The sequence below is a fragment of the Sphingorhabdus sp. genome (assembly GCF_044354325.1).
GTDB lineage: Bacteria > Pseudomonadota > Alphaproteobacteria > Sphingomonadales > Sphingomonadaceae > Sphingorhabdus_B.
In genome coordinates this window covers 1-18,526 of sequence record NZ_JBILAF010000030.1, presented here as the reverse complement: position 1 = coordinate 18,526, position 18,526 = coordinate 1, and the positions used below count along the sequence as shown (strand labels likewise).

Annotated in this window: 25 protein-coding genes; 16 read left to right on the top strand and 9 right to left on the bottom strand. The window is 57.8% G+C overall.

The features are described from left to right. Window positions 1-299 precede the first annotated feature (299 nt). Complete coding sequence (locus ACIQ0G_RS04565) at window positions 300-710, bottom strand: PaaI family thioesterase (protein ID WP_397576890.1); 411 nt, start codon at window positions 708-710, stop codon at window positions 300-302. Next, window positions 707-1,612: an alpha/beta fold hydrolase gene (locus ACIQ0G_RS04560; protein WP_397576889.1), complete on the bottom strand. Its 906-nt coding sequence runs from the start codon at window positions 1,610-1,612 to the stop codon at window positions 707-709. Before ACIQ0G_RS04560 ends, ACIQ0G_RS04565 begins: the two co-directional genes overlap by 4 nt. Before the next feature lie 158 nt (window positions 1,613-1,770). On the opposite strand from ACIQ0G_RS04560, the gene ACIQ0G_RS04555 reads away from it, so the two are divergent. After that, window positions 1,771-2,733, top strand: a complete 963-nt coding sequence (locus ACIQ0G_RS04555; RefSeq protein WP_397576888.1) for a LysR substrate-binding domain-containing protein — start codon at window positions 1,771-1,773, stop codon at window positions 2,731-2,733. A gap of 117 nt (window positions 2,734-2,850) precedes the next feature. Here the strand turns inward: ACIQ0G_RS04555 and ACIQ0G_RS04550 are convergent, their stop codons facing one another. Then, the gene (locus ACIQ0G_RS04550; RefSeq protein WP_397576887.1) at window positions 2,851-3,123 is read right to left on the bottom strand and encodes a DUF167 domain-containing protein; all 273 of its coding nucleotides are present in this window, start codon (window positions 3,121-3,123) and stop codon (window positions 2,851-2,853) included. 84 nt (window positions 3,124-3,207) lie between these two features. Here ACIQ0G_RS04550 and ACIQ0G_RS04545 point away from each other — a divergent pair, with 84 nt between their 5' ends. Further along, complete coding sequence (locus ACIQ0G_RS04545) at window positions 3,208-3,942, top strand: hypothetical protein (RefSeq protein WP_397576886.1); 735 nt, start codon at window positions 3,208-3,210, stop codon at window positions 3,940-3,942. Here the strand turns inward: ACIQ0G_RS04545 and ACIQ0G_RS04540 are convergent. Together ACIQ0G_RS04540 and ACIQ0G_RS04535 are read right to left on the bottom strand one after the other, a co-directional pair. Beyond that, window positions 3,939-6,113: a putative bifunctional diguanylate cyclase/phosphodiesterase gene (locus ACIQ0G_RS04540; protein ID WP_397576885.1), complete on the bottom strand. Its 2,175-nt coding sequence runs from the start codon at window positions 6,111-6,113 to the stop codon at window positions 3,939-3,941. The genes ACIQ0G_RS04545 and ACIQ0G_RS04540 overlap by 4 nt on opposite strands. Before the next feature lie 154 nt (window positions 6,114-6,267). After that, window positions 6,268-6,453 (bottom strand): hypothetical protein, encoded by a 186-nt coding sequence (locus ACIQ0G_RS04535; RefSeq protein ID WP_397576884.1) that lies wholly within the window; start codon window positions 6,451-6,453, stop codon window positions 6,268-6,270. Window positions 6,454-6,610: 157 nt separating this feature from the next. On the opposite strand from ACIQ0G_RS04535, the gene crcB reads away from it, so the two are divergent. From crcB to ACIQ0G_RS04500, 7 genes are all read left to right on the top strand, one after another. Then, window positions 6,611-6,988: a fluoride efflux transporter CrcB gene (gene crcB, locus ACIQ0G_RS04530; RefSeq protein WP_397576883.1), complete on the top strand. Its 378-nt coding sequence runs from the start codon at window positions 6,611-6,613 to the stop codon at window positions 6,986-6,988. Next, window positions 6,985-8,220, top strand: coding sequence for an RluA family pseudouridine synthase (locus tag ACIQ0G_RS04525; RefSeq protein ID WP_183940163.1), 1,236 nt, complete (start codon window positions 6,985-6,987; stop codon window positions 8,218-8,220). The genes crcB and ACIQ0G_RS04525 overlap by 4 nt, the downstream gene beginning before the upstream one ends. Then, on the top strand, window positions 8,220-8,822 hold the full coding sequence (locus ACIQ0G_RS04520; protein ID WP_397576882.1) for an FMN-binding negative transcriptional regulator: 603 nt from the start codon (window positions 8,220-8,222) through the stop codon (window positions 8,820-8,822). Before ACIQ0G_RS04525 ends, ACIQ0G_RS04520 begins: the two co-directional genes overlap by 1 nt. Beyond that, window positions 8,819-9,478, top strand: coding sequence for an HAD-IA family hydrolase (locus tag ACIQ0G_RS04515; protein WP_397576881.1), 660 nt, complete (start codon window positions 8,819-8,821; stop codon window positions 9,476-9,478). Before ACIQ0G_RS04520 ends, ACIQ0G_RS04515 begins: the two co-directional genes overlap by 4 nt. Next, window positions 9,475-9,714, top strand: a complete 240-nt coding sequence (locus ACIQ0G_RS04510; protein ID WP_397576880.1) for a hypothetical protein — start codon at window positions 9,475-9,477, stop codon at window positions 9,712-9,714. Before ACIQ0G_RS04515 ends, ACIQ0G_RS04510 begins: the two co-directional genes overlap by 4 nt. Beyond that, complete coding sequence (locus ACIQ0G_RS04505; RefSeq protein WP_397576879.1) at window positions 9,711-10,412, top strand: ATP12 family chaperone protein; 702 nt, start codon at window positions 9,711-9,713, stop codon at window positions 10,410-10,412. Before ACIQ0G_RS04510 ends, ACIQ0G_RS04505 begins: the two co-directional genes overlap by 4 nt. A gap of 78 nt (window positions 10,413-10,490) precedes the next feature. After that, window positions 10,491-10,991: a DUF3429 domain-containing protein gene (locus tag ACIQ0G_RS04500; RefSeq protein WP_397576878.1), complete on the top strand. Its 501-nt coding sequence runs from the start codon at window positions 10,491-10,493 to the stop codon at window positions 10,989-10,991. On the opposite strand, the gene gmk is transcribed toward ACIQ0G_RS04500, so the two are convergent. The 4 genes from gmk to ACIQ0G_RS04480 form a co-directional block, all read right to left on the bottom strand. After that, window positions 10,988-11,611, bottom strand: a complete 624-nt coding sequence (gene gmk, locus ACIQ0G_RS04495) for a guanylate kinase (protein WP_397576877.1) — start codon at window positions 11,609-11,611, stop codon at window positions 10,988-10,990. The genes ACIQ0G_RS04500 and gmk overlap by 4 nt on opposite strands. A 65-nt stretch (window positions 11,612-11,676) precedes the next feature. After that, complete coding sequence (locus ACIQ0G_RS04490; protein WP_397576876.1) at window positions 11,677-11,871, bottom strand: hypothetical protein; 195 nt, start codon at window positions 11,869-11,871, stop codon at window positions 11,677-11,679. Between the two features lie 136 nt (window positions 11,872-12,007). After that, window positions 12,008-13,399 carry a class II fumarate hydratase gene (gene fumC, locus ACIQ0G_RS04485; protein WP_397576875.1) on the bottom strand — a complete coding sequence of 464 codons (1,392 nt, stop codon included), beginning with the start codon at window positions 13,397-13,399 and terminating at the stop codon, window positions 12,008-12,010. Continuing rightward, window positions 13,396-13,872 (bottom strand): SspB family protein, encoded by a 477-nt coding sequence (locus ACIQ0G_RS04480; protein WP_183940181.1) that lies wholly within the window; start codon window positions 13,870-13,872, stop codon window positions 13,396-13,398. The genes fumC and ACIQ0G_RS04480 overlap by 4 nt, the downstream gene beginning before the upstream one ends. Window positions 13,873-13,965: 93 nt before the next feature. Here ACIQ0G_RS04480 and hisB point away from each other — a divergent pair, with 93 nt between their 5' ends. The 7 genes from hisB to groEL form a co-directional block, all read left to right on the top strand. Beyond that, window positions 13,966-14,553 (top strand): imidazoleglycerol-phosphate dehydratase HisB, encoded by a 588-nt coding sequence (gene hisB / locus ACIQ0G_RS04475; RefSeq protein ID WP_397576874.1) that lies wholly within the window; start codon window positions 13,966-13,968, stop codon window positions 14,551-14,553. A gap of 3 nt (window positions 14,554-14,556) precedes the next feature. Further along, on the top strand, window positions 14,557-15,168 hold the full coding sequence (gene hisH, locus ACIQ0G_RS04470; RefSeq protein WP_397576873.1) for an imidazole glycerol phosphate synthase subunit HisH: 612 nt from the start codon (window positions 14,557-14,559) through the stop codon (window positions 15,166-15,168). After that, complete coding sequence (gene hisA / locus ACIQ0G_RS04465; protein WP_397576872.1) at window positions 15,165-15,893, top strand: 1-(5-phosphoribosyl)-5-[(5-phosphoribosylamino)methylideneamino]imidazole-4-carboxamide isomerase; 729 nt, start codon at window positions 15,165-15,167, stop codon at window positions 15,891-15,893. The genes hisH and hisA overlap by 4 nt, the downstream gene beginning before the upstream one ends. A gap of 169 nt (window positions 15,894-16,062) precedes the next feature. Then, entirely contained in the window at window positions 16,063-16,239 is a 177-nt protein-coding gene (locus ACIQ0G_RS04460; protein ID WP_397576871.1) for a hypothetical protein, read from the top strand. After that, on the top strand, window positions 16,236-16,994 hold the full coding sequence (gene hisF / locus ACIQ0G_RS04455; protein WP_397576870.1) for an imidazole glycerol phosphate synthase subunit HisF: 759 nt from the start codon (window positions 16,236-16,238) through the stop codon (window positions 16,992-16,994). Before ACIQ0G_RS04460 ends, hisF begins: the two co-directional genes overlap by 4 nt. Window positions 16,995-17,339: 345 nt before the next feature. After that, window positions 17,340-17,627 carry a co-chaperone GroES gene (gene groES / locus ACIQ0G_RS04450; protein WP_125230447.1) on the top strand — a complete coding sequence of 96 codons (288 nt, stop codon included), beginning with the start codon at window positions 17,340-17,342 and terminating at the stop codon, window positions 17,625-17,627. A gap of 113 nt (window positions 17,628-17,740) precedes the next feature. Next, window positions 17,741-18,526 (top strand): chaperonin GroEL (gene groEL, locus ACIQ0G_RS04445; protein ID WP_397576869.1); only part of this gene is annotated, 786 nt, incomplete at its 3' end.

The window sequence follows — 18,526 nt, the reverse complement described above, 5'->3', positions numbered from 1 at the left end:
CACGGTAGGCGCTTACTGCAACCCATGAAACGCGCGTCAAACCAGCGTAAAAGCGGGAGATTCGTTTGCTGGCCGCGCCTTAGCGCGGATGGGGTGGGGGTGCAAGGTGGCGACGGGGAAAATTGCCGGTGGGTGGATGGGGGATTTTTGGCGCGGGGAGGCGCGAAGGGGTAGCAATCAATATTAAGATGTTGGAGCCGAAGGCTGGCAAATACCGATATGCTCACGCGGCACGATTACTATTGGAGTGCTGACAGCCGAGCTTAGGGGCAAAGAACGTCAAACTCGGTCACTCACGTTTAAACACGAGCGATCATTTTGAAAATCCCGCTTGCACGAGCAATAAGGGTATCGTTGGAGAAGATTTCTGCCCCGGCAAAAGCTATTGTGCGACCAACTTTGCTGGGTTCAGCACGAACTTCAAGCCATTCCCCTTGAATTCCAGTCGACAGGAAATCCGTCGACAGGTTGATGGTGAGCGCCGACATATTCTCTGCTTGCAGCACACATGAAATTCCAAGGGCGTTATCGGCCAGCGCCGAAATAACCCCGCCATGCAGCATCCCTCGCGCGTTGCAATGCGACTTTGCGATGCGCAGTCCGAGACAGAACATGTCGCCATCACGCCGAGAATAGAGCGGCTCCCACGGATCGGTGACGGGGCTTTTGCGGAAATGGCGCGCAAAACCGGGGGGAATATTTTCTGTCATGTGCCGACAAATCCAGCAATGGCTTCGAACACGCGATGCGGGTCTTCAAGCTCTGGCGTATGCCCGAGATCATCAAAGGTTACGCAGGTTACATCATCATAGACCATGGCGAGCGAATGCACATTCTCGCGTGGATGTGAGCGGTCTGCACCGCCCCAGATCGACAAGATTGGTTGCGTGGGCGCTGGAAGTGCGCCCTTATGGTTCATGTATATCTGATACGCACTGGCCAACGACCACATCGCACCATTGCCAAAGGATTGTTTCGCACAATCACAGAAATGGTCAATCAACTCGCCCCTGCCGACCGATAGTCGGTACCATTGCGGCATGCGTGCGGGCGCCATACGCTTCATTATCAGCTGGCCAAGCACCGGGCGCGCCAATATGCCTTTGGGGTCGCGACCTGTTTTCCACCGGTGAAACGCTTCAGGGTCGCCACCTTGAATGAAGCAGAGATGTGAAGCCAGCTCTGGCATGCGGGCGGCAATATCCAGTCCGCTCAAACTGGCGGCGCAGGAAAAGGCAAAAATATTGTCTTTGCCACACACATTACGGATGAAAAGCGCGAGATCATCACCGGTTTCCGTGAACCCAAAGCCGAACCCCGGCCGCGTCGCCGAAAAGCCCATGGCGGGCAATTCAACAACGATCACACGAAATCGCTCGGAAAAGCATGCGACTAGGGCGTCATAAACCTCAAGCGTCATGGGCGGATCAGCTGTGAAAATTATTGTCGGACCAGCACCCGCTTCCAGATAGCGATATTGGACATCTGCCGTCCGATAGAATTTGATGCCTTGTCTAGTAGTTGCTGGCCAGCCTTTGCTAAACCGCGCCATCTTAGCTCGACCGCCCCATGTATCGACCCATGTGCCGAGCCGCGTCAGAAATTCGCTCATTGGTCCATCCTGTATTTAGAACACAAATTGTTATCGCAAGTCAGCATAACAGCCGTCCTGTATCGACCGGCCGTGAGGCCAAGATACTGGCCAACAATGCCGCTGCGCCTGTCATGCGGGCCAACTTACGCATCCCATGCGCAGAAGATTATTGAATTATGAAACATATAGATGATATAAATTCATCCATGATTCCGCCCATCGATTTTCCGCCTTGGTCCAGCCTCGTCGCATTTCGTGCAGCCGCACACCGGCAGAGTTTTAAGGAGGCCGCATTGGAACTGCGGCAAACGCCTTCAGCTATTAGCCACCAAATCAAGCGGCTTGAAAATTGGGTCGGGGGGCCATTGTTTGATCGACGTGTGCGACAGGTTCGGCTGACGCCGCTGGGACAAAAGCTCGCCGAGGGACTTGATAGGGGCTTTGGCGAAGTCTCGTCAGCACTCGGTCGTGCGCGTGCGGGCACAGAGACGAAGATGCTGCGCATTGCGGCCTTGCCACTCTTTGCCAATGGCTGGCTTACGCATCGCTTGCCAGCATTTGAAAAACGCCACCCAAGTCTCTCAATTGCCATTGATACCTCGGCAAACATTGCAGACCTTCTGCTCGGGGAGGCGGATGTCGCCATCCGCAATTTGCAGACGCCGACGCCCGGCGTTTGGGCCAAAAAGCTGCTCGATATCCGCGCGGTGCCCCTTTGCATTCCAGATCTAGCAAAACAGATCCAGTCAGCAGATGACTTCGCCGGACAAACACTGATCGGCCTAACCGTTGGTCGGCGGGGATGGTTGGACTGGTTTGCGGCGGTTGGCGTGCCCGAACCCACGGACGCGCGGATGTTGCTGTTTGACAGCATGACCAACGCGATTGATGCCGCCGCCCAAGGCAGAGGCGTCCTCCTTGCCCTTACCCCATTGGTCTGGGACATCCCGGCATCAAAAGGGCTGGTTGTTCTAAAGCAATTCGCGCCACAGGAGGCGGGGAGTTACTACGTGGTCTGTCGCAAAGAAGATCGGACCAATGCCGCAATCGGTGGCTTCGTCGATTGGCTATGCCGCGAGATGCAGCGCGATTTACCTCGATTGCGCAAGGTAGACAGCGCCGCACGAGACAGGTTTTAGCCTTTCTGCCAGCCTGCGGCTCCAGGGTCTTAATTCTGGACGGCGCAAGAAAAATAAGACCCTGGAGCCGAAGGCTGGCAAAGCCAAAACGAGTTCAGGGTGACGGAGTGTGTGGACTTACACCAAAACCCGCACCCTTTTATCACGCGCCGTTTGGCCGTGGGAGATTTCCAACTGGCTGACGGATATCTCCAACAGCTTGGCCAAGATGGCCAGCACGGCCTTGTTCGCCTTGCCATCCTCCGGTGCGGTGCGCAGCCAGATTTTGAGCGCGCCATTTTCAATCGCGGCCTTTTCGACCTTTGCCCCCGGCACCACGCGCAGCGATAGTTCGTTTCGGTCGGATATCAGCGCGGTGATCGCTTCCGGGGTTAATGTGGGGGCAGCCATGTTGTTGCGATAGCGCAGGAACCGCTTTCCTACAACATTCCAAATAGGTTATTATATTTTATATAATGAACCAATGGAGTTTATATGGCACGCAAATCCGCCCCTTCCGACCTCGTTTTGACAATCTTGCCCGATTCGGCGCAGCGCATTCCGTCCGGGCCACGGGTGAACCGCAACCGTTTGATGCCCGGATTGCGCGTGCGGCATGACGGGTGGACCGAGGAGCGGACGCAGCGCTTTTTTGATGCGTTGGGCCATACCGGTTGTGTGCGCGATGCGGCGCGGGTGGCGGGGGTTTCCAATGCGGCGGCGTACCGGATGAAGCGGCGCTTTCCGTTATTCGCGCAAGCGTGGGAGGATGCGCTGGACCGGGCGGGGCAGGGGTTGTTGGCGATTGCGTATAAGCGCGCGGTGGAGGGGCGGGAGACCGTGATCATTCGCGGCGGGCAGGAATATGAACGGCGGATTACGCCGTCGGACGCGATCCTTGGCCTATTGCTCAAACGCGGCGAAATGGCGGGGACGGGCGCGCTGCCGGGGGGTAAATTGCCCGATGATCTGTTGAGCTTTGACGAATGGCAACGGCACAAGCGTTTTGACGATTATGGGCGGAAGATCGAGATTGAGGACCCCGAAAAATCGAAGGATAAGTTTATCGCCAAGCTGACCGAAATCCGCAACCGGTTGAAAGAATATGGGCGGCAAGGCGTGGCATGCCCCACCTGTCATCAGCCGTTGCCCGACGGGTGGCCGAACCAGTCCATGGCGGTGCTGGTGGCGTCGGGATTGGTGGGCCCTGATGAATTGTTTGATGATTAGTCGCGGAAATTCATCGTCGCCGGGTTGCTGATCGCCGCGACTTGCATGAATTGCGGTTTGCTTTTGGGGGTGTCGTCATTGGCTTGGGTGACGCTGGCCAAGAGATAGGACGAAATGCGGTGGCGCGTGCACAGGCCGCCTGCGCCATCGCTGACCAACGGGGTTTCAAATTCGACCGCGATCATCGCGTCCTGCGCGTGGGTTACCGTGCACACGACCAATTGCCCTTCGCATAAATCGAGCACGAGGATGGTGCCTTTGGGGACGTTCAACAATCCATCGATCAGCGCGCCGGTTTTCGACAGGTTACGCATCAATGCTTCATAACGGTGGTCGTCATGGATGATACCAATGCGGCGAAACACCGAACGGCGTTCGGAACGGTGACGCAGCGGGCCGTCGGGAATGATGCGCAATTCGCCGTTCGCCATGCGGGCCAGCAGCGTTTCCTGATCCATCGCCTTTGCGTAAATCCACCCTTGGATAAGGCGCGCGTTCATGCCGCGCACAACCTCAAGCTGGTCAAATGCCTCTACGCCTTCGACCGTGGTTTCCATGCCCAATGCATCGGACAGGCTGATGATCGCAGCGATGATTTTGGCGCTGTTCTGGTCCTTTTGCGTGCAGCCTTCGACAAAGGTGCGGTCGACCTTGATCTTGTCAAACGGGGCGGAGCGCAAATAGCTTAACGATGAATAGCCGGTGCCAAAGTCATCGAGCGCAAGGCGCACGCCAAGGTCTTTGAGCGCGCGGAAAATGTCGTCAATGGTCTCAAAATCGCCCATGAACACGCTTTCGGTGAGTTCAAGTTCCAGACGGTCGGGGTCAAGCCCGGACGTCCGTAGGGCATGTGCGACGGTGTCGATCAGTTCCGAGTGCGCGAATTGGGCGGCGGACACATTGACCGCGACGCGCACCGATTTGGGCCACGCCATCGCGTCCATGCACGCCCGGTTCAGCGCCCATGCGCCAATATGGTTGATAAGGTCGGATTCCTCGGCAATCGGCACGAAGACGGTGGGGCTTATCGGCCCGCGTTCCGGGTGGTCCCAGCGCATCAATGCTTCGAATGCGACCACGACATTGTCATCGGTGCGGACGACCGGTTGGTAATGCAGCGTCAGCGCTTCGTTGGCGAGAGCATCGCGCAGGCCTTCTTCAAGCAAGCTGCGTTCGGCGGCTTCGTCTTTGAAATGGGCGGCGTAAAAGCGGAATTGCCCGCGTCCGCCATTCTTTGCCGCGTATAGCGCAAGGTCGGCATTGTCGATCAGGTCCAACTTATCAACGCCGTCAAAGGGCGAAATGGCGATGCCGATCGAGATGCCGATGTTCGCGCGCTTGTCGTCGATGATATAGGGCTGCGAAAGGATCCGGATGAGCTTGTTCGACAGTTCGCCAAGCTTACCGCGGTCGTCACAGTCGGGAAGGATGATCTGGAATTCATCGCCACCCAAGCGGCCGATCTCGCCCACGCTGCCGACCGCGCGTTCAAGGCGGCGGGCCACCTGGCACAGCAACGTATCACCCGCGGTATGGCCAAGCGTATCGTTGACGGCTTTGAACCGGTCGAGGTCAAGCATCATCAGCGCGCAGCTGCGCTTGGTGGACTTATACGCGGCGAGCGTGCTCTCCAGCTTTTTGTCCATGCGGTGGCGGTTCGCAAGGCCCGTGAGCGAGTCAAATTCAGCAAGGCGCGAGTCCACAAGCTTGCGCTCATGTTCGGTGGTGATGTCCTTTGCGCTGCCGCGATAGCCTTGGAACTCGCCGGCTTTGTCGAACTTCGGATGGCCCGATAGCGACCACCATGTTTGCCGTCCACGGCCCTGTGGTTGGCTCAGGGTAAAGCGCACCGTCTGGTCGACGATCCTGTTGCGCGCGGTCAGCTGAAAATTCAGCGGCCTTTCCGAACGCTCGCCGAGCGTCGACGCGTCGGATTCAAACAAATGCGTGATGGGGTGCGCGAGCAATTCCTCCACAGGCTGGTTCAGCTTTTCAGCTGCGTTTTCGGAAATATAGATCAACCGGCCTTGGGCATCGGTGGCCCATAGCCAGCCAATACCGGCATGTTCGAAGTCGTCGAGAATTTCGAGGCGCCGGTTGATGTCGGCAGGCGTAATGACGGCCGCAGCATCGCGACCCGAAAAACTTTTTAATAAACGCGAAATAGCCATCGTTACCAATCAACGCCAATGTGCAGGCGGGTGCGCCTCATCCCATGTGGCTGAATTTAAACGGCTTTGGTTAACATGTTGCTAATGACTGTAGCGCTACGGAACATGTATATTTTTACATAATGTTACATGAAGTTGCATCGATATCGCGCATTTATCCCTGCCGCAGAAGATCGGTAACCTCGTCTAACGTGCCGCGCACGCGCAGCAGCTGGTCCTTGCCAAAGACGATCAGGCATTCATGATCGGCATTGTCGGCGGTGCGGACGAATTGGACGATTTCGGGGTTCACCGATATGCGTTGGCCGCGATTGTCGGTCATCATAACGAAGGGGATCATGGGCTGTCCTTTGGAGAGGATGTCGCCGACATCCTTAACATAGGTGCACCCTGCGCTCTAACACTTCCGTCCGCCGCGCCTTTCGTACGCAAGCTGGCTAAGCCGCGCCCATTGGTTTGGCTGGCTTTTCCGCGCAAGCGCCGCTACAGCCGGGCCGATGAATCCCGTAATCCTTGTCATGTCCGGCGGAGCGATAGGTGCAGCACTGCGCTATGGCCTGTCGCGTGCGCTGCCTGTGAACGTCGGGGGTTGGCCGTGGCCGACCTTTGCCGCGAACCTGCTCGGCGGGCTGGCCATGGGTTTGCTGGCGGCATGGTTGGTGCGCGGCGATAATGCCGCAGAGCCCTTGCGTCTGTTTTTGGGTGTGGGTGTTCTGGGCGGCTTTACGACGTTCAGCGCCTTTAGCCTTGAAATGGCGCAGATGGTGCAACGTGGGCAGGGAATGATGGCGGCGGCATATGCTGCGGTTTCGGTAATATTGGCATTGGGTGCGGTCTTCGCCGGAATGATGCTGGCAAGGACAATTTGGACATGAGTAAGCAAGACGAAAAAGGCATTCGGCAATTCGTCGTCGCCCCTGATGATGACGGCATTCGCCTGGACCGTTGGTTCAAACGGCATTTGCCCGATGCATCGTTCAACATCGTGTCGCGTTGGGCGCGCACGGGGCAGTTGCGCGTTGATGGCAAGCGCGCGACGCCGGGCGACCGGCTGTTGGCGGGGCAAACGCTGCGCGTGCCGCCAGCAGATGTGTCGGCGTCGTCCAGCGCGCGTCCGGTGCGCAAGCGCCGCGATCTGACCGAAGACGAAATGGAATTCGCGCTGAGTATGGTGATCCACAAGGATGACGCGGCGCTCGTGATCAACAAACCCGCTGGCCTCGCCACGCAGGGCGGCACCAAGACCGAGAACCATGTCGATGGCTTGCTCGACGCCTTAGGATTTGAACTCGATAACCGGCCAAAGCTGGTGCACCGGTTGGACAAGGACACGTCGGGCGCGCTTTTGTTGGCGCGCACGTCGCGGTCGGCTGGGCATTTTGCCAAGGCATTTTCCTCGCGCACCGCGCGCAAGGTCTATTGGGCGTTGGTCGTTGGCGTGCCTGACATCGCCGATGGTTTCATCGACCTGCCCATTGGCAAGCAGCCCGGCAGCGGCGGCGAAAAAATGCATGTCGATGAAAAGGACGGGCAGTCGGCCCGCACCCGTTATCGCATCGTTGAACGCGCGGGCAACGCCACCGCATGGGTCGAATTGCAGCCTTATACCGGCCGCACCCACCAGTTGCGCGTGCATATGGCCGCGATTGGCCACCCTATCGTTGGCGACGGCAAATATGGCGGCAAGGACGCGTTTCTGACGGGCACGATCAGCCGCAAAATGCATTTGCATGCGCGCCGCATCCGTATCGACCATCCATCAGGGCACCAGATTGACGTGCGCGCCGACATGCCCCCGCATATGAAATCAAGCTTTGACGATTTGGGCTTCGACATCGAAATGGGCGATGCACTGGTGCTGGATGCACCCAAGTTCAGCGAAACGGCGGAAGGCAAAAAGCGCGTTGCCGCCAATATCGCCAAATCCGCGCGCAAGGAACGCAAGGGCGAACGCCGCTCGCGTGGTTCCGTGTCGGATAAGCCCAAGGACAATAAGCGCAGCCAAATGGCCGCCGGCAAAAAAATCGCCGCCAAAAAGCCCGTGATCAAAAAAGTCGCCAGCAAAAAACCGGCGGGGAAGAAGGTCACGTCAAAGGGGAAGCCCTGATGCATCCCAATGCTGCATTTCGTTGGGAAGATCGCGACGCCATGCGCGCTTTGGCCAAGGATATCGGCTTTGGCATGTTATTCCTGAATACCCCCGATGGGCCGCACGTGGCGCATCTGCCATTTGTATTTCTGGACGATGATCGCATCGGTTTCCATATGGCGCGCAACAATGCGATTGCGCGCCATCTAGACGACGCAGAGGCGTTGTTCGTGATAAACGGGCCGGACGGTTATATCAGCCCCGATTATTATGGCATTCCTGATCAGGTGCCGACATGGAATTATGTGGCGATTGAGCTTGTGGGCTCGGTCCGGAAAATGGACGAAGCGGCGTTAATTTCCCAATCGGACGCGCTGTCCCATCATCAAGAATCGAAGCTGGCGCCCAAACCCGTTTGGACGCGCGCCAAAATGGCCGACGGCATGTTTGAAAAAATGCTGCGCGGGATTTACGGTTTTGAAATGCACATCACGACTTGGCGCAGCACTTTAAAGCTTGGTCAAAACAAAGCCGAAGCTGTGCGGTTATCGGCCGCAGATGGCGCAGAGGAAGCCGGTAACATTGCCATCGCCAATGCTATGCGTAACCTTACCCCATGACAAAACTCGCCATTTTTGATTGCGACGGCACGCTGGTCGACAGTCAGGCAAATATTTGCATGGCGATGGAGCATGCCTTTGAAGAGGCAGGGCTGACGCCGCCGATGCGGCATGAAACGCGGCGGGTGGTCGGATTATCTTTGGTGGAATCGATGCGGATGTTGTTGCCAGAGGCAGCCGATGATCTGCACCATGATTTGGCCGAAAAATACCGCGCGGCATTTTGGGCATTGCGCAGCAACGGGCTGGTCGATGAACCATTATATGACGGCATCGCCGCGCTTTTATCCTCTCTGGATGAAAGCGGCTGGATGCTGGGCGTGGCGACCGGAAAGTCCGACCGTGGGCTGACGCGTTGCCTCGACCATCACGCACTCCGGCCCTTGTTCGTCACATTGCAGACGGCGGACCGCCACCCGTCAAAGCCACATCCGTCGATGGTGTATCAAGCCTTGGCCGAAGCAGGGGCCGATGCCGCCAATGCGGTTGTCATTGGCGATACGGTGTATGACATCCACATGGGCCGCGCGGCGGGGACGCGCACTGTCGGGGTCAATTGGGGCTATCACAGCGTCGATGACTTGCGCGAGGCAGGCGCCGATTACATCGCCGAGAGCATGGACGAACTTCAAATCTATCTGGAGAATTTTGCATGACGCCGAATGACGACAATGCGCAGGGCGATACGCAGGCGCAATATCGGTTTCTGGTCATCAACCTGTCCCGGATTGGCGGCGCGATCATGTTGGTGATAGGGCTGGCCGTCATCGCGCGTCAGGCCTTTGGCCTGCCCATCGCCGTGGGTTATGTGCTGTTTTTGATTGGCATGTTCGCGTTCCTGCTCGTGCCGGTGTTTCTGGCCAAAAAGTGGAAGAGCAAGCCGCTGCCATGAGACGATTTTGGAAAGAGGTTACCCTAGAGCCGAGCAGTTTTGGGCATGCGGTGCGGCTGGATGGCCGGCCGATTAAAACACCCACGCACAATGTGCTCGCACTACCGACGCAAAAGCTGGCGGATGCGGTGGTTGCCGAATGGGATGCGGTGGACAAGATCGTCGATCCGCTGTTGATGCCGATGACGGGCTTTGCCAACGCGGCGATTGATCGCATTGGTCCCGATAGGGATGGCTTTGCCGCCGCGATTGCCGCCTATGGCGAAACCGATCTGTTTTGTTATCGCGGTGCTGCGGGTGAGGCATTGGCGGATCGGCAAGCCGAAATCTGGGACCCGTGGCTTGATTGGGCACGCACCCGTTATGATGTCAGCTTTGTGATTGTCGAGGGCATCATGCACCAGCCACAGCCCGAAGCGACGCTCGAAACCCTGCGCGCTGCGGTGGCGGCGCGTGGCATGTTCGAACTGGCCGCGATGGCAAAGCTGGCGCATTTGTCGGGCTCGCTGATCGCCACGCTGGCCATTGTCGAACGCGCGGGCGCGGCGGAAGATATCTGGAACGCAAGTTGCCTTGATGAACTTTGGCAGGAAGAATTGTGGGGCGAGGACCATTGGGCGCAGAAAAACCGCAACGACCGCGCGCAGGAATTCATGGCCGCCGTCCGGTTTCTCGACCTGCTGACGCCGGGTGTGTAAGCGCAACCATAGGTAAAAGCCCATCTTGGGCTAACGCTGGACCAGACTTATGTGCATGCAGCATGTAAGGAAACCCCGATGACAGAAGCTTCGCCCAAAAACACCGCGATATTCACGTTAAGGCCGCTGCCCAAGGCGGCATTTGTCGCGGGCTATGCCGGTTTGTTGCCGCAAATATTTGCGGCGGCGTTGGTGTTTTCGGGGTCGGAATATCGCTGGACTGGGCTTGCTGCGGCTTATGGCTATGCCGCATTTATCTTCAGTTTCTTGGGCGGCATGTGGTGGGGACTGGGCGTCACCACGCGCCGTGATGATGCATCGGCAACCGCGATATTTGCGCTGGCTGTGGCACCAAGCCTGCTGGCGTTCGCGACCTATCTGCCGTGGATATGGGGCTGGGAATGGCCCGGACCGTCGCTGGCGTGGCTTGGGTTTTTTGTGCTGGGTTCACCGCTGGCGGATCGCTGGCTTTCCGCGCGCTGCCAATTGCCAGACGGCTGGATGAAGCTGCGTTGGCACCTGTCGATCGGTTTGGGCGGGATTACGCTGTTGCTCGCAGGGGTTGCCCCGACTGCTTAAGACGCCGCAAGGTCGCGCACGAAACCAATGAGTCCCTTTTGCCGGCGGCGCTTCATGCGTTCTGCGGCAAGAATTTGGCGGACCTTTTCAAAGCAGGTCTGCACATCGTCATTGATAAGGACATAATCATAGCCGTCCCAGTGGCCGATCTCGGCCGCTTCGCTATCTTGCGCGCGGCTATGCAGGCGGCGTTCGAGTTCCTCGATGGATGGCGGCAAGATGAATACGCGCACGACGTCGGGGCCAGCTTCCTGATACAGCTGCTGCGCGCCTTGCCAGTCAATGTCGAACAGGACGTCGCATCCGGCGGCCAGCTTGTCTTCTACAGGGCCCTTTGGCGTGCCGTAGCGATGGCCGAACACATGCGCCCATTCGAGGAATTCGCCGTCTGCGGCCATTTTTTTGAACGTCGCCGTGTCGGTGAAATGGTAATGGACGCCCTCAATCTCACCGGGCCGCGGCTCGCGCGTGGTGTAGGATACCGATAAGGCGATTTTTTCGTCCGCTTCCAACAACATGCGTGAAAGCGTCGATTTACCTGCGCCTGAAGGTGACGAAAGCACGAATAGGAGGCCCCGGCGTTCCAGTTCGTGCGGCTTATGATTGTCGGTGTTGCCCATAGCCGCTAGTGCGCGAAAGGGCAGGCCGGCGTCAAGAGGGAAGCTTTAGCGGCAATGAAAGCGCGTTAGCCCTCTTTGCGGCCCTTGCGCTTGTCGTAGATGCTTTTCGCCACGATCGCGCCGCCGACGAGCAATAAGCCCGGAATGGAGCGCGTCGCCAAACGCGTCGCCACCACACCAATGCCGGCACCCAGCAAGCCATGGCCGCGTTTGCGGCCAATCACTTCGCCGACAACGGCACCTGCGATGGATTTTAGCATTATCGACTTCCTTCTCAATGCGTCATCGAACGTTTACCCACTTCGTCATCCTGAACTTGTTTCAGGATCTTACTTCACCACCGTCCAACGAAAATTAAGATGCTGAAACAAGTTCAGCATGACGGTGTGTCGGCGATCAAACCATATCTTCCGGTCTGACATGGGTATCGAACGTTACTTCGTCAACCAGTCCGGACGCTAACGCGGCTTCACGCAGGGTGGTTCCATTTTTATGTGCGGCCTTGGCGATGTTGGCCGCGTTGTCATACCCAATGACGGGCGCAAGCGCGGTGACGAGCATGAGCGAGCGTTCGACAAGCTCCGCAATGCGGTCGCGATCCGGTTCAAGGCCTGCGACGCAGTTTTTGGCAAAGCTGTCCATCCCGATGCTGAGCAACTCCACCGAACGCAGCACATTGGCGCCGATGAGCGGTTTGAAGACGTTAAGCTGCAAATGTCCTTGCAGTCCGCCAATCGTCACCGCCTGATGATTGCCCATGACCTGCGCCGCGACCATCGTCAGCATTTCGCACTGCGTCGGGTTGACCTTGCCCGGCATGATCGAGCTGCCCGGTTCGTTCTCCGGCAAATGCAGCTCGCCAAGGCCCGAGCGCGGACCTGACCCAAGCAGGCGGATGTCGTTGGCAATCTTTGTGAGCGACACGGCAAGCGTGTTGAGCGTGCCCGACATCTGCACGAGCCCGTCATTGGACGCCAGCGCCTCAAATTTGTTGCGGGCAGGTTCAAAGGCGATGCCCGTCGCGGTCGAGATTTCGGCGGCAATCGCAACGTCAAAACCCGCTGCCGCATTCAGGCCCGTGCCGACCGCCGTGCCGCCTTGCGCAAGCTTTTGCACATTATGGACAATTGTCCCTTCAACCCGCGCACGGTTGGCGATCAGTTGCGCGACAAAGGCGGAAAATTCCTGACCCAAGGTCAGCGGCGTTGCGTCCTGCAAATGGGTGCGGCCGATTTTGATGATCGCGCCCCACGCTTGGCATTTTTCGGTCAGCGCATCGGTTAAGCGTTGCAGCGCGGGGAGCAGATCGCGCCACACCGCGATGGCCACCGCGACATGGATTGCGGTGGGAAAGCTGTCGTTCGATGACTGCCCCATGTTGACATGGTCATTGGGGTGGACGGGCGTTTTGCCACCGCGTGTGCCCGCCAGCGCTTCATTCGCGATGCCGGCGATGACCTCGTTGACGTTCATGTTCGACTGCGTGCCGCTGCCCGTTTGCCAGATGACGAGCGGGAATTGATCGTCATGCTTGCCCGCCAATATGGCGTCTGCGGCGGCGATGATCGCGTCGGCAATGTCCGCCGGCAGCGCGCCCGATGCTTTGTGCGTTAACGCGGCGGCACGTTTCACATGGGCAAGGCCGTAGATTATGCCAATCGGCATCCGCTCATGTGCCGGAAAGGGAAAGTTCGCGATACTCCGCTGCGTCTGCGCGCCCCAAAAAGCGTCTGCGGGGACTGCTATCGGTCCAAAACTGTCGGTTTCAGTGCGGGTTTCCGCCGTCACTTTTTCCGTCCGAAGTCCACGCTGACGACGTTGGAGCCATCTTCGACGACGACGGTGGGGCCGTCATTACCGGCTTCTTCATGTGGTTCGGGTTCGCTTTCGCCTGCATCGACATGGAATTGCAGCGCGAAATCTACGGCTGGATCAACGAAGGCGGTGATCGCGGAGTAGGGGATGAACAGATGCGACGGGATCTGGCTGAACGACAGGCCAACTTCGAAATGTTCGGCCTCAACCTTCAGGTCCCAATATTTGTGCTGCAGCACAATGGTCATTTCATCGGGGAAGCGTTCGTGCAGATGCTGCGGAATGGCAACACCCGGCGCTTGCGTCTTGAACGTGATGTAGAAATGATGGTCGCCGGGCAGGCCATCGCGCGCGACATCGCCCAGCACGCGGCCAACCACGGCGCGCAACGCCTCTTGCACGACGTCATCATAAGGAATCAGGCTATCTACATGCTCTTCGGTCATGGGCGCTTGGTGGACTTCCGCGCGTGTGAAATCAAGATACTTGTTGCCTTAAGCCAACTTGCCAAATGCGCGCATGAGGCTATATCGGCGGCCATGCGTACAGGCTCCATAAGTCGCAAGACGAACGAAACGTCCATTGATGTTGAGGTGAACCTCGACGGCACTGGTGTGTATGAAGTTTCAACGGGCATCGGTTTTCTCGACCATATGCTTGAGCAACTGTCGCGCCATTCGCTGATCGACCTAAAGGTGAAGGCCGTTGGCGACCTGCATATTGACCAGCACCATACCACCGAAGACACCGGCATCGCGATTGGCGAGGCGGTGTTGCAGGCATTGGGCGATAAACGCGGCATCACGCGTTATGGCACGGCCTATGCGCCGATGGATGAAACGTTGACGCGCTGCGCGCTCGATATTTCAGGTCGGCCCTATTTTGTGTGGAAAGTATCACTTGGCATGCCGCGTTTGGGCGAATGGGATACCGAGCTGATCGAACATTGGTTCCACAGCTTTGCCACCAGCGCCGGCATCACGCTGCACATCGAAAATCTTTATGGTTCGAACAACCACCACATCGTCGAAAGCTGCTACAAGGCTTTGGCCCGCGCATTGCGCCAAGCGGTTGAGATTGACCCGCGCAAGGCAGACGCGATCCCGTCGACCAAGGGCACGCTCTAGGCCGTGTCGCTTGCGCTGATTGATTATGGCGCGGGCAATCTGCATTCGGTGCACAATGCGTTGAAAGCGGCGGGCGCAGGCGACGTGCATGTGACCGCCGATCCCGATATTGTTGCCAAAGCGGACCGCATCGTTCTGCCCGGCGTTGGCGCCTTTGCGCATTGTATGGAGGCGCTGTCCGCGATTGACGGCATGGTCGCCGCAATGGAGCAGCGCGTGCGCGTTGAGGGCATTCCGTTTCTGGGCATTTGCGTCGGGATGCAGTTGTTGGCCGATGCGGGCGTTGAGCATGGCACGACGCGCGGGCTTGGCTGGATTGGCGGCACCGTCCGCGCGATTGCACCGGCTGCAGATTTGAAAATCCCGCATATGGGCTGGAACGATGTTCTTCCGACGCAAGGCGCGCCGTTGATTGAAGCGGGTGAGGCGTATTTTTTGCATAGTTACCATTTTGATGCGACGGACGATGCGGACGTGCTGGCGACAACCGACCATGGCGGCACTCTCGTCGCTGCTGTGGGCCGTGACAACATAATGGGGGTGCAATTTCATCCCGAAAAAAGCCAAGCCTATGGCATTAATTTCCTCAAACGCTTTTTGGAGTGGCAGCTGTGATCGTTTTTCCCGCGATTGACCTGAAGGGTGGCGAAGTTGTGCGCTTGGCCGAAGGCGATATGAACCGCGCAACGGTCTATGCCGACGACCCCGCCGCGCAGGCGATGCTGTTTGCCGAACAAGGCGCAGAGTTCCTGCATGTCGTGGACCTTGACGGCGCCTTTGCCGGCCGCCCCGAAAATGCCGAGGCGGTTGAAGGCATCATCGAAAATTTCCCCGGTTACATCCAATTGGGTGGCGGCATCCGCAATACGCAGACGGTTGAACGCTGGTTCGACATGGGTGTCGCGCGGTTGGTGATTGGCACCGCGGCGCTCAAAGACCCAAAGTTCGTCAAAGAGATGGCGCGCGAATTTGAAGATGGCATTGTGGTCGCTGTCGACGCCCGCGACGGCTTTGTCGCGACCGAGGGCTGGGCCGAAAAATCCGACATGCCGGTGATTGATCTGGCGCGCCGGTTCGAAGATGCGGGCGTGGCGTCCATCCTGTTCACCGATGTCGGCCGCGACGGGATGCTGACCGGATGCAATATAGACGCGACCGTTGATCTGGCGCGGCGCGTAAACATTCCCGTGATCGCCAGCGGCGGGGTGAAGGGCATTGATGACATCCACATGCTCGCGCTGCATGCCAAGGATGGCATTGAAGGCGTGATTACCGGCCGTGCGATTTATGATGGACGGCTGGATCTGGCCACGGCGATTAAAGTGGCGGAGCGGGCGTGAACGTGCCTTCACATCACACCGAAACCCTGAGCAGCAGCCGCCTGCGGCTGCGGCCGTCGAAGGGTGCCTATAATGCTGGCGCATCCACGATGGGCGTCCTTCGACTTTCATCAGCGCGTGCCGCGCTGACGGCTCAGGACTGCGGTGAAACATCGATGGCGAATTGCGGATGACCGTGCCTTCAAACCACACCGAAGCCCTGAGCAGCAGCCGCTTGCGGCTGCGTCTGTCGAAGGGTGGTTATAATGCTTGTGCTTCAACGATGGACGTCCTTCGACTTTCATCAGCGCTTGGCGCGCTGATGGCTCAGGACTGCGGTGAAACGTCGATGGCGAATTGCGGATGACCGTCCGCGTCCGCGTCATCCCCTGTCTCGACGTATCCAATGGCCGCGTGGTCAAGGGTGTGAACTTTGTCGACCTGCGTGACGCCGGTGATCCGGTGGAGCAGGCGCAGGCATATGATGCGGCGGGCGCGGACGAACTTTGCTTTCTCGACATTGGCGCAAGTCATGAAGGGCGCGGCACGATCATTGATGTGGTCCGCCGTACCGCAGAAGTATGTTTCATGCCGCTGACCGTCGGAGGCGGCGTGCGCAGCGCAGAGGATGCGCGCGCGTTACTGCTGGCAGGGGCGGATAAGGTCGCGGTCAACAGCGCAGCGGTGGCGCGGCCAGAAGTCGTCGCCGATATCGCCGCACGTTTCGGCAGCCAGTGCGTGGTGGCTTCGGTCGATGCACGGCGCAGCGGCGACCATTGGGAAATCTTCACCCATGGCGGCCGCAAGCCAACCGGAATTGACGCGCTCGAACATGCCGTCAGGCTGGCGGAACTTGGCGCGGGCGAATTGCTTGTCACCAGCATGGATCGCGACGGTACACGCGACGGCTATGACCTTGCACTCACCCGCGCAATTGCCGATGCGGTCAACATCCCCGTTGTCGCCAGCGGCGGTGTCGGTAACCTTGACCATCTGGTCGACGGCGTGCGTGAAGGGCATGCGAGCGCAGTGCTCGCGGCATCCATTTTCCATTTCGGCCAGCACAGCATCGCCGAAGCCCATGCGGCATTACGGGCGGCGGGATTACCAGCGCGAAAATAAAAAAAGATTCGTCATCCTGAACTTGTTTCAGGATCACAATCGACGGTGGTGCGTTATCCTGAAACAAGTTCAGGATGACGAGCACTGGGCGTTAGCATGATGACGCGTTGCGGGCGTTAGGGGTTTGACTTGCAATGTGCAGTCAGCCCCACGCGTTCGCAGCGTACAGAATTCGGGTAGATCATTCGCAAAAAATTCGCTTCCCGAGTCCTTGACCTGTCATAAAAACACCCTATCTGGGCTCCGTTAGCACTCGTCCTGTATGAGTGCTAATGCACATTCATTGCCGTCCCCTGCTTGATGTAGGCGTGGCGGGATGGCGAAACAGAAAAAGGATAGTTCAACATGGCATTTCGTCCATTGCATGATCGCGTTCTCGTCCGTCGGGTCGAGGCCGAAGCAAAAACCGCTGGCGGGATCATCATCCCTGATACAGCTCAGGAAAAGCCACAGGAAGGCGAAGTCGTCTCCGTGGGTACCGGTACACGCGCCGATGACGGCACTGTAACCGCACTCGACGTCAAGGCTGGCGACAAGATCCTGTTCGGCAAATGGTCGGGCACCGAAGTCAAGATCGACGGTGAAGACCTGTTGATCATGAAGGAATCGGACATTTTGGGAATCGTTTCCTAAGCGCACCGCAAAATCCGTCACCCTGAACTTGTTTCAGGGTCTTAATTAAGATGCTGAAACAAGTTCAGCATGACGGCTTTGAAAAGTAGAGTTCAAACTAAAGGAAAAATATCATGGCTGCTAAAGACGTGAAATTCGGCCGCGATGCGCGTGAACGCATCCTGCGCGGCGTAGACATTCTTGCTGACGCTGTAAAAGTAACGCTTGGTCCAAAGGGCCGTAACGTTGTTATCGACAAAAGCTTTGGCGCACCACGCATCACCAAGGACGGCGTTAGCGTCGCCAAGGAAATCGAACTGAAAGACAAGTTCGAAAATATGGGTGCACAGATGGTTCGCGAAGTTGCTTCGAAGACCAACGACGTTGCCGGTGACGGCACGACCACTGCAACAGTTCTGGCGCAAGCGATCGTTCGCGAAGGCATGAAGTCGGTTGCAGCGGGCATGAACCCAATGGACCTGAAGCGCGGCATCGACACTGCGGTAAACGCGGTTGTTGCTGACCTTGTAAAGCGTTCGAAGCCAGTTGCTGGTTCTGCGGAAATCGCACAGGTCGGTACGATCTCTGCAAATGGTGAAGCTGAAATCGGTAAGATGATTGCAGACGCCATGGAGAAGGTCGGCAAGGAAGGCGTTATCACCGTCGAAGAAGCTAAGGGCCGTGAAAGCGAGCTCGAAGTTGTCGAAGGTATGCAGTTCGACCGTGGTTATCTGTCGCCATATTTCATCACCAACACCGAAAAAATGTCGGTCGAGTTGGACAACCCATATATCCTGATCCACGAAAAGAAGCTCGGCAACTTGCAAGCCATGTTGCCAATCCTCGAAGCTGTGGTGCAGTCGGGCCGTCCATTGCTCATCATCGCTGAAGATGTTGAAGGCGAAGCGCTTGCAACTTTG

Bases quoted from the DNA above. Each gene is read 5' to 3' on its own strand.
- hisB (WP_397576874.1), top strand. From the start codon at position 13,966: ATGCGTACAGGCTCCATAAGTCGCAAGACGAACGAAACGTCCATTGAT.
- ACIQ0G_RS04490 (WP_397576876.1), bottom strand. From the start codon at position 11,871: ATGCTAAAATCCATCGCAGGTGCCGTTGTCGGCGAAGTGATTGGCCGC.
- ACIQ0G_RS04540 (WP_397576885.1), bottom strand. From the start codon at position 6,113: ATGGCTATTTCGCGTTTATTAAAAAGTTTTTCGGGTCGCGATGCTGCG.
- crcB (WP_397576883.1), top strand. From the start codon at position 6,611: ATGAATCCCGTAATCCTTGTCATGTCCGGCGGAGCGATAGGTGCAGCA.
- gmk (WP_397576877.1), bottom strand. From the start codon at position 11,611: ATGGGCAACACCGACAATCATAAGCCGCACGAACTGGAACGCCGGGGC.
- ACIQ0G_RS04555 (WP_397576888.1), top strand. From the start codon at position 1,771: ATGAAACATATAGATGATATAAATTCATCCATGATTCCGCCCATCGAT.
- ACIQ0G_RS04545 (WP_397576886.1), top strand. From the start codon at position 3,208: ATGGCACGCAAATCCGCCCCTTCCGACCTCGTTTTGACAATCTTGCCC.
- ACIQ0G_RS04460 (WP_397576871.1), top strand. From the start codon at position 16,063: ATGACCGTGCCTTCAAACCACACCGAAGCCCTGAGCAGCAGCCGCTTG.
- ACIQ0G_RS04550 (WP_397576887.1), bottom strand. From the start codon at position 3,123: ATGGCTGCCCCCACATTAACCCCGGAAGCGATCACCGCGCTGATATCC.
- ACIQ0G_RS04515 (WP_397576881.1), top strand. From the start codon at position 8,819: ATGACAAAACTCGCCATTTTTGATTGCGACGGCACGCTGGTCGACAGT.
- hisF (WP_397576870.1), top strand. From the start codon at position 16,236: ATGACCGTCCGCGTCCGCGTCATCCCCTGTCTCGACGTATCCAATGGC.
- groES (WP_125230447.1), top strand. From the start codon at position 17,340: ATGGCATTTCGTCCATTGCATGATCGCGTTCTCGTCCGTCGGGTCGAG.
- ACIQ0G_RS04505 (WP_397576879.1), top strand. From the start codon at position 9,711: ATGAGACGATTTTGGAAAGAGGTTACCCTAGAGCCGAGCAGTTTTGGG.
- ACIQ0G_RS04480 (WP_183940181.1), bottom strand. From the start codon at position 13,872: ATGACCGAAGAGCATGTAGATAGCCTGATTCCTTATGATGACGTCGTG.
- ACIQ0G_RS04520 (WP_397576882.1), top strand. From the start codon at position 8,220: ATGCATCCCAATGCTGCATTTCGTTGGGAAGATCGCGACGCCATGCGC.
- ACIQ0G_RS04565 (WP_397576890.1), bottom strand. From the start codon at position 710: ATGACAGAAAATATTCCCCCCGGTTTTGCGCGCCATTTCCGCAAAAGC.
- ACIQ0G_RS04560 (WP_397576889.1), bottom strand. From the start codon at position 1,612: ATGAGCGAATTTCTGACGCGGCTCGGCACATGGGTCGATACATGGGGC.
- ACIQ0G_RS04500 (WP_397576878.1), top strand. From the start codon at position 10,491: ATGACAGAAGCTTCGCCCAAAAACACCGCGATATTCACGTTAAGGCCG.
- ACIQ0G_RS04510 (WP_397576880.1), top strand. From the start codon at position 9,475: ATGACGCCGAATGACGACAATGCGCAGGGCGATACGCAGGCGCAATAT.
- ACIQ0G_RS04525 (WP_183940163.1), top strand. From the start codon at position 6,985: ATGAGTAAGCAAGACGAAAAAGGCATTCGGCAATTCGTCGTCGCCCCT.
- ACIQ0G_RS04535 (WP_397576884.1), bottom strand. From the start codon at position 6,453: ATGATCCCCTTCGTTATGATGACCGACAATCGCGGCCAACGCATATCG.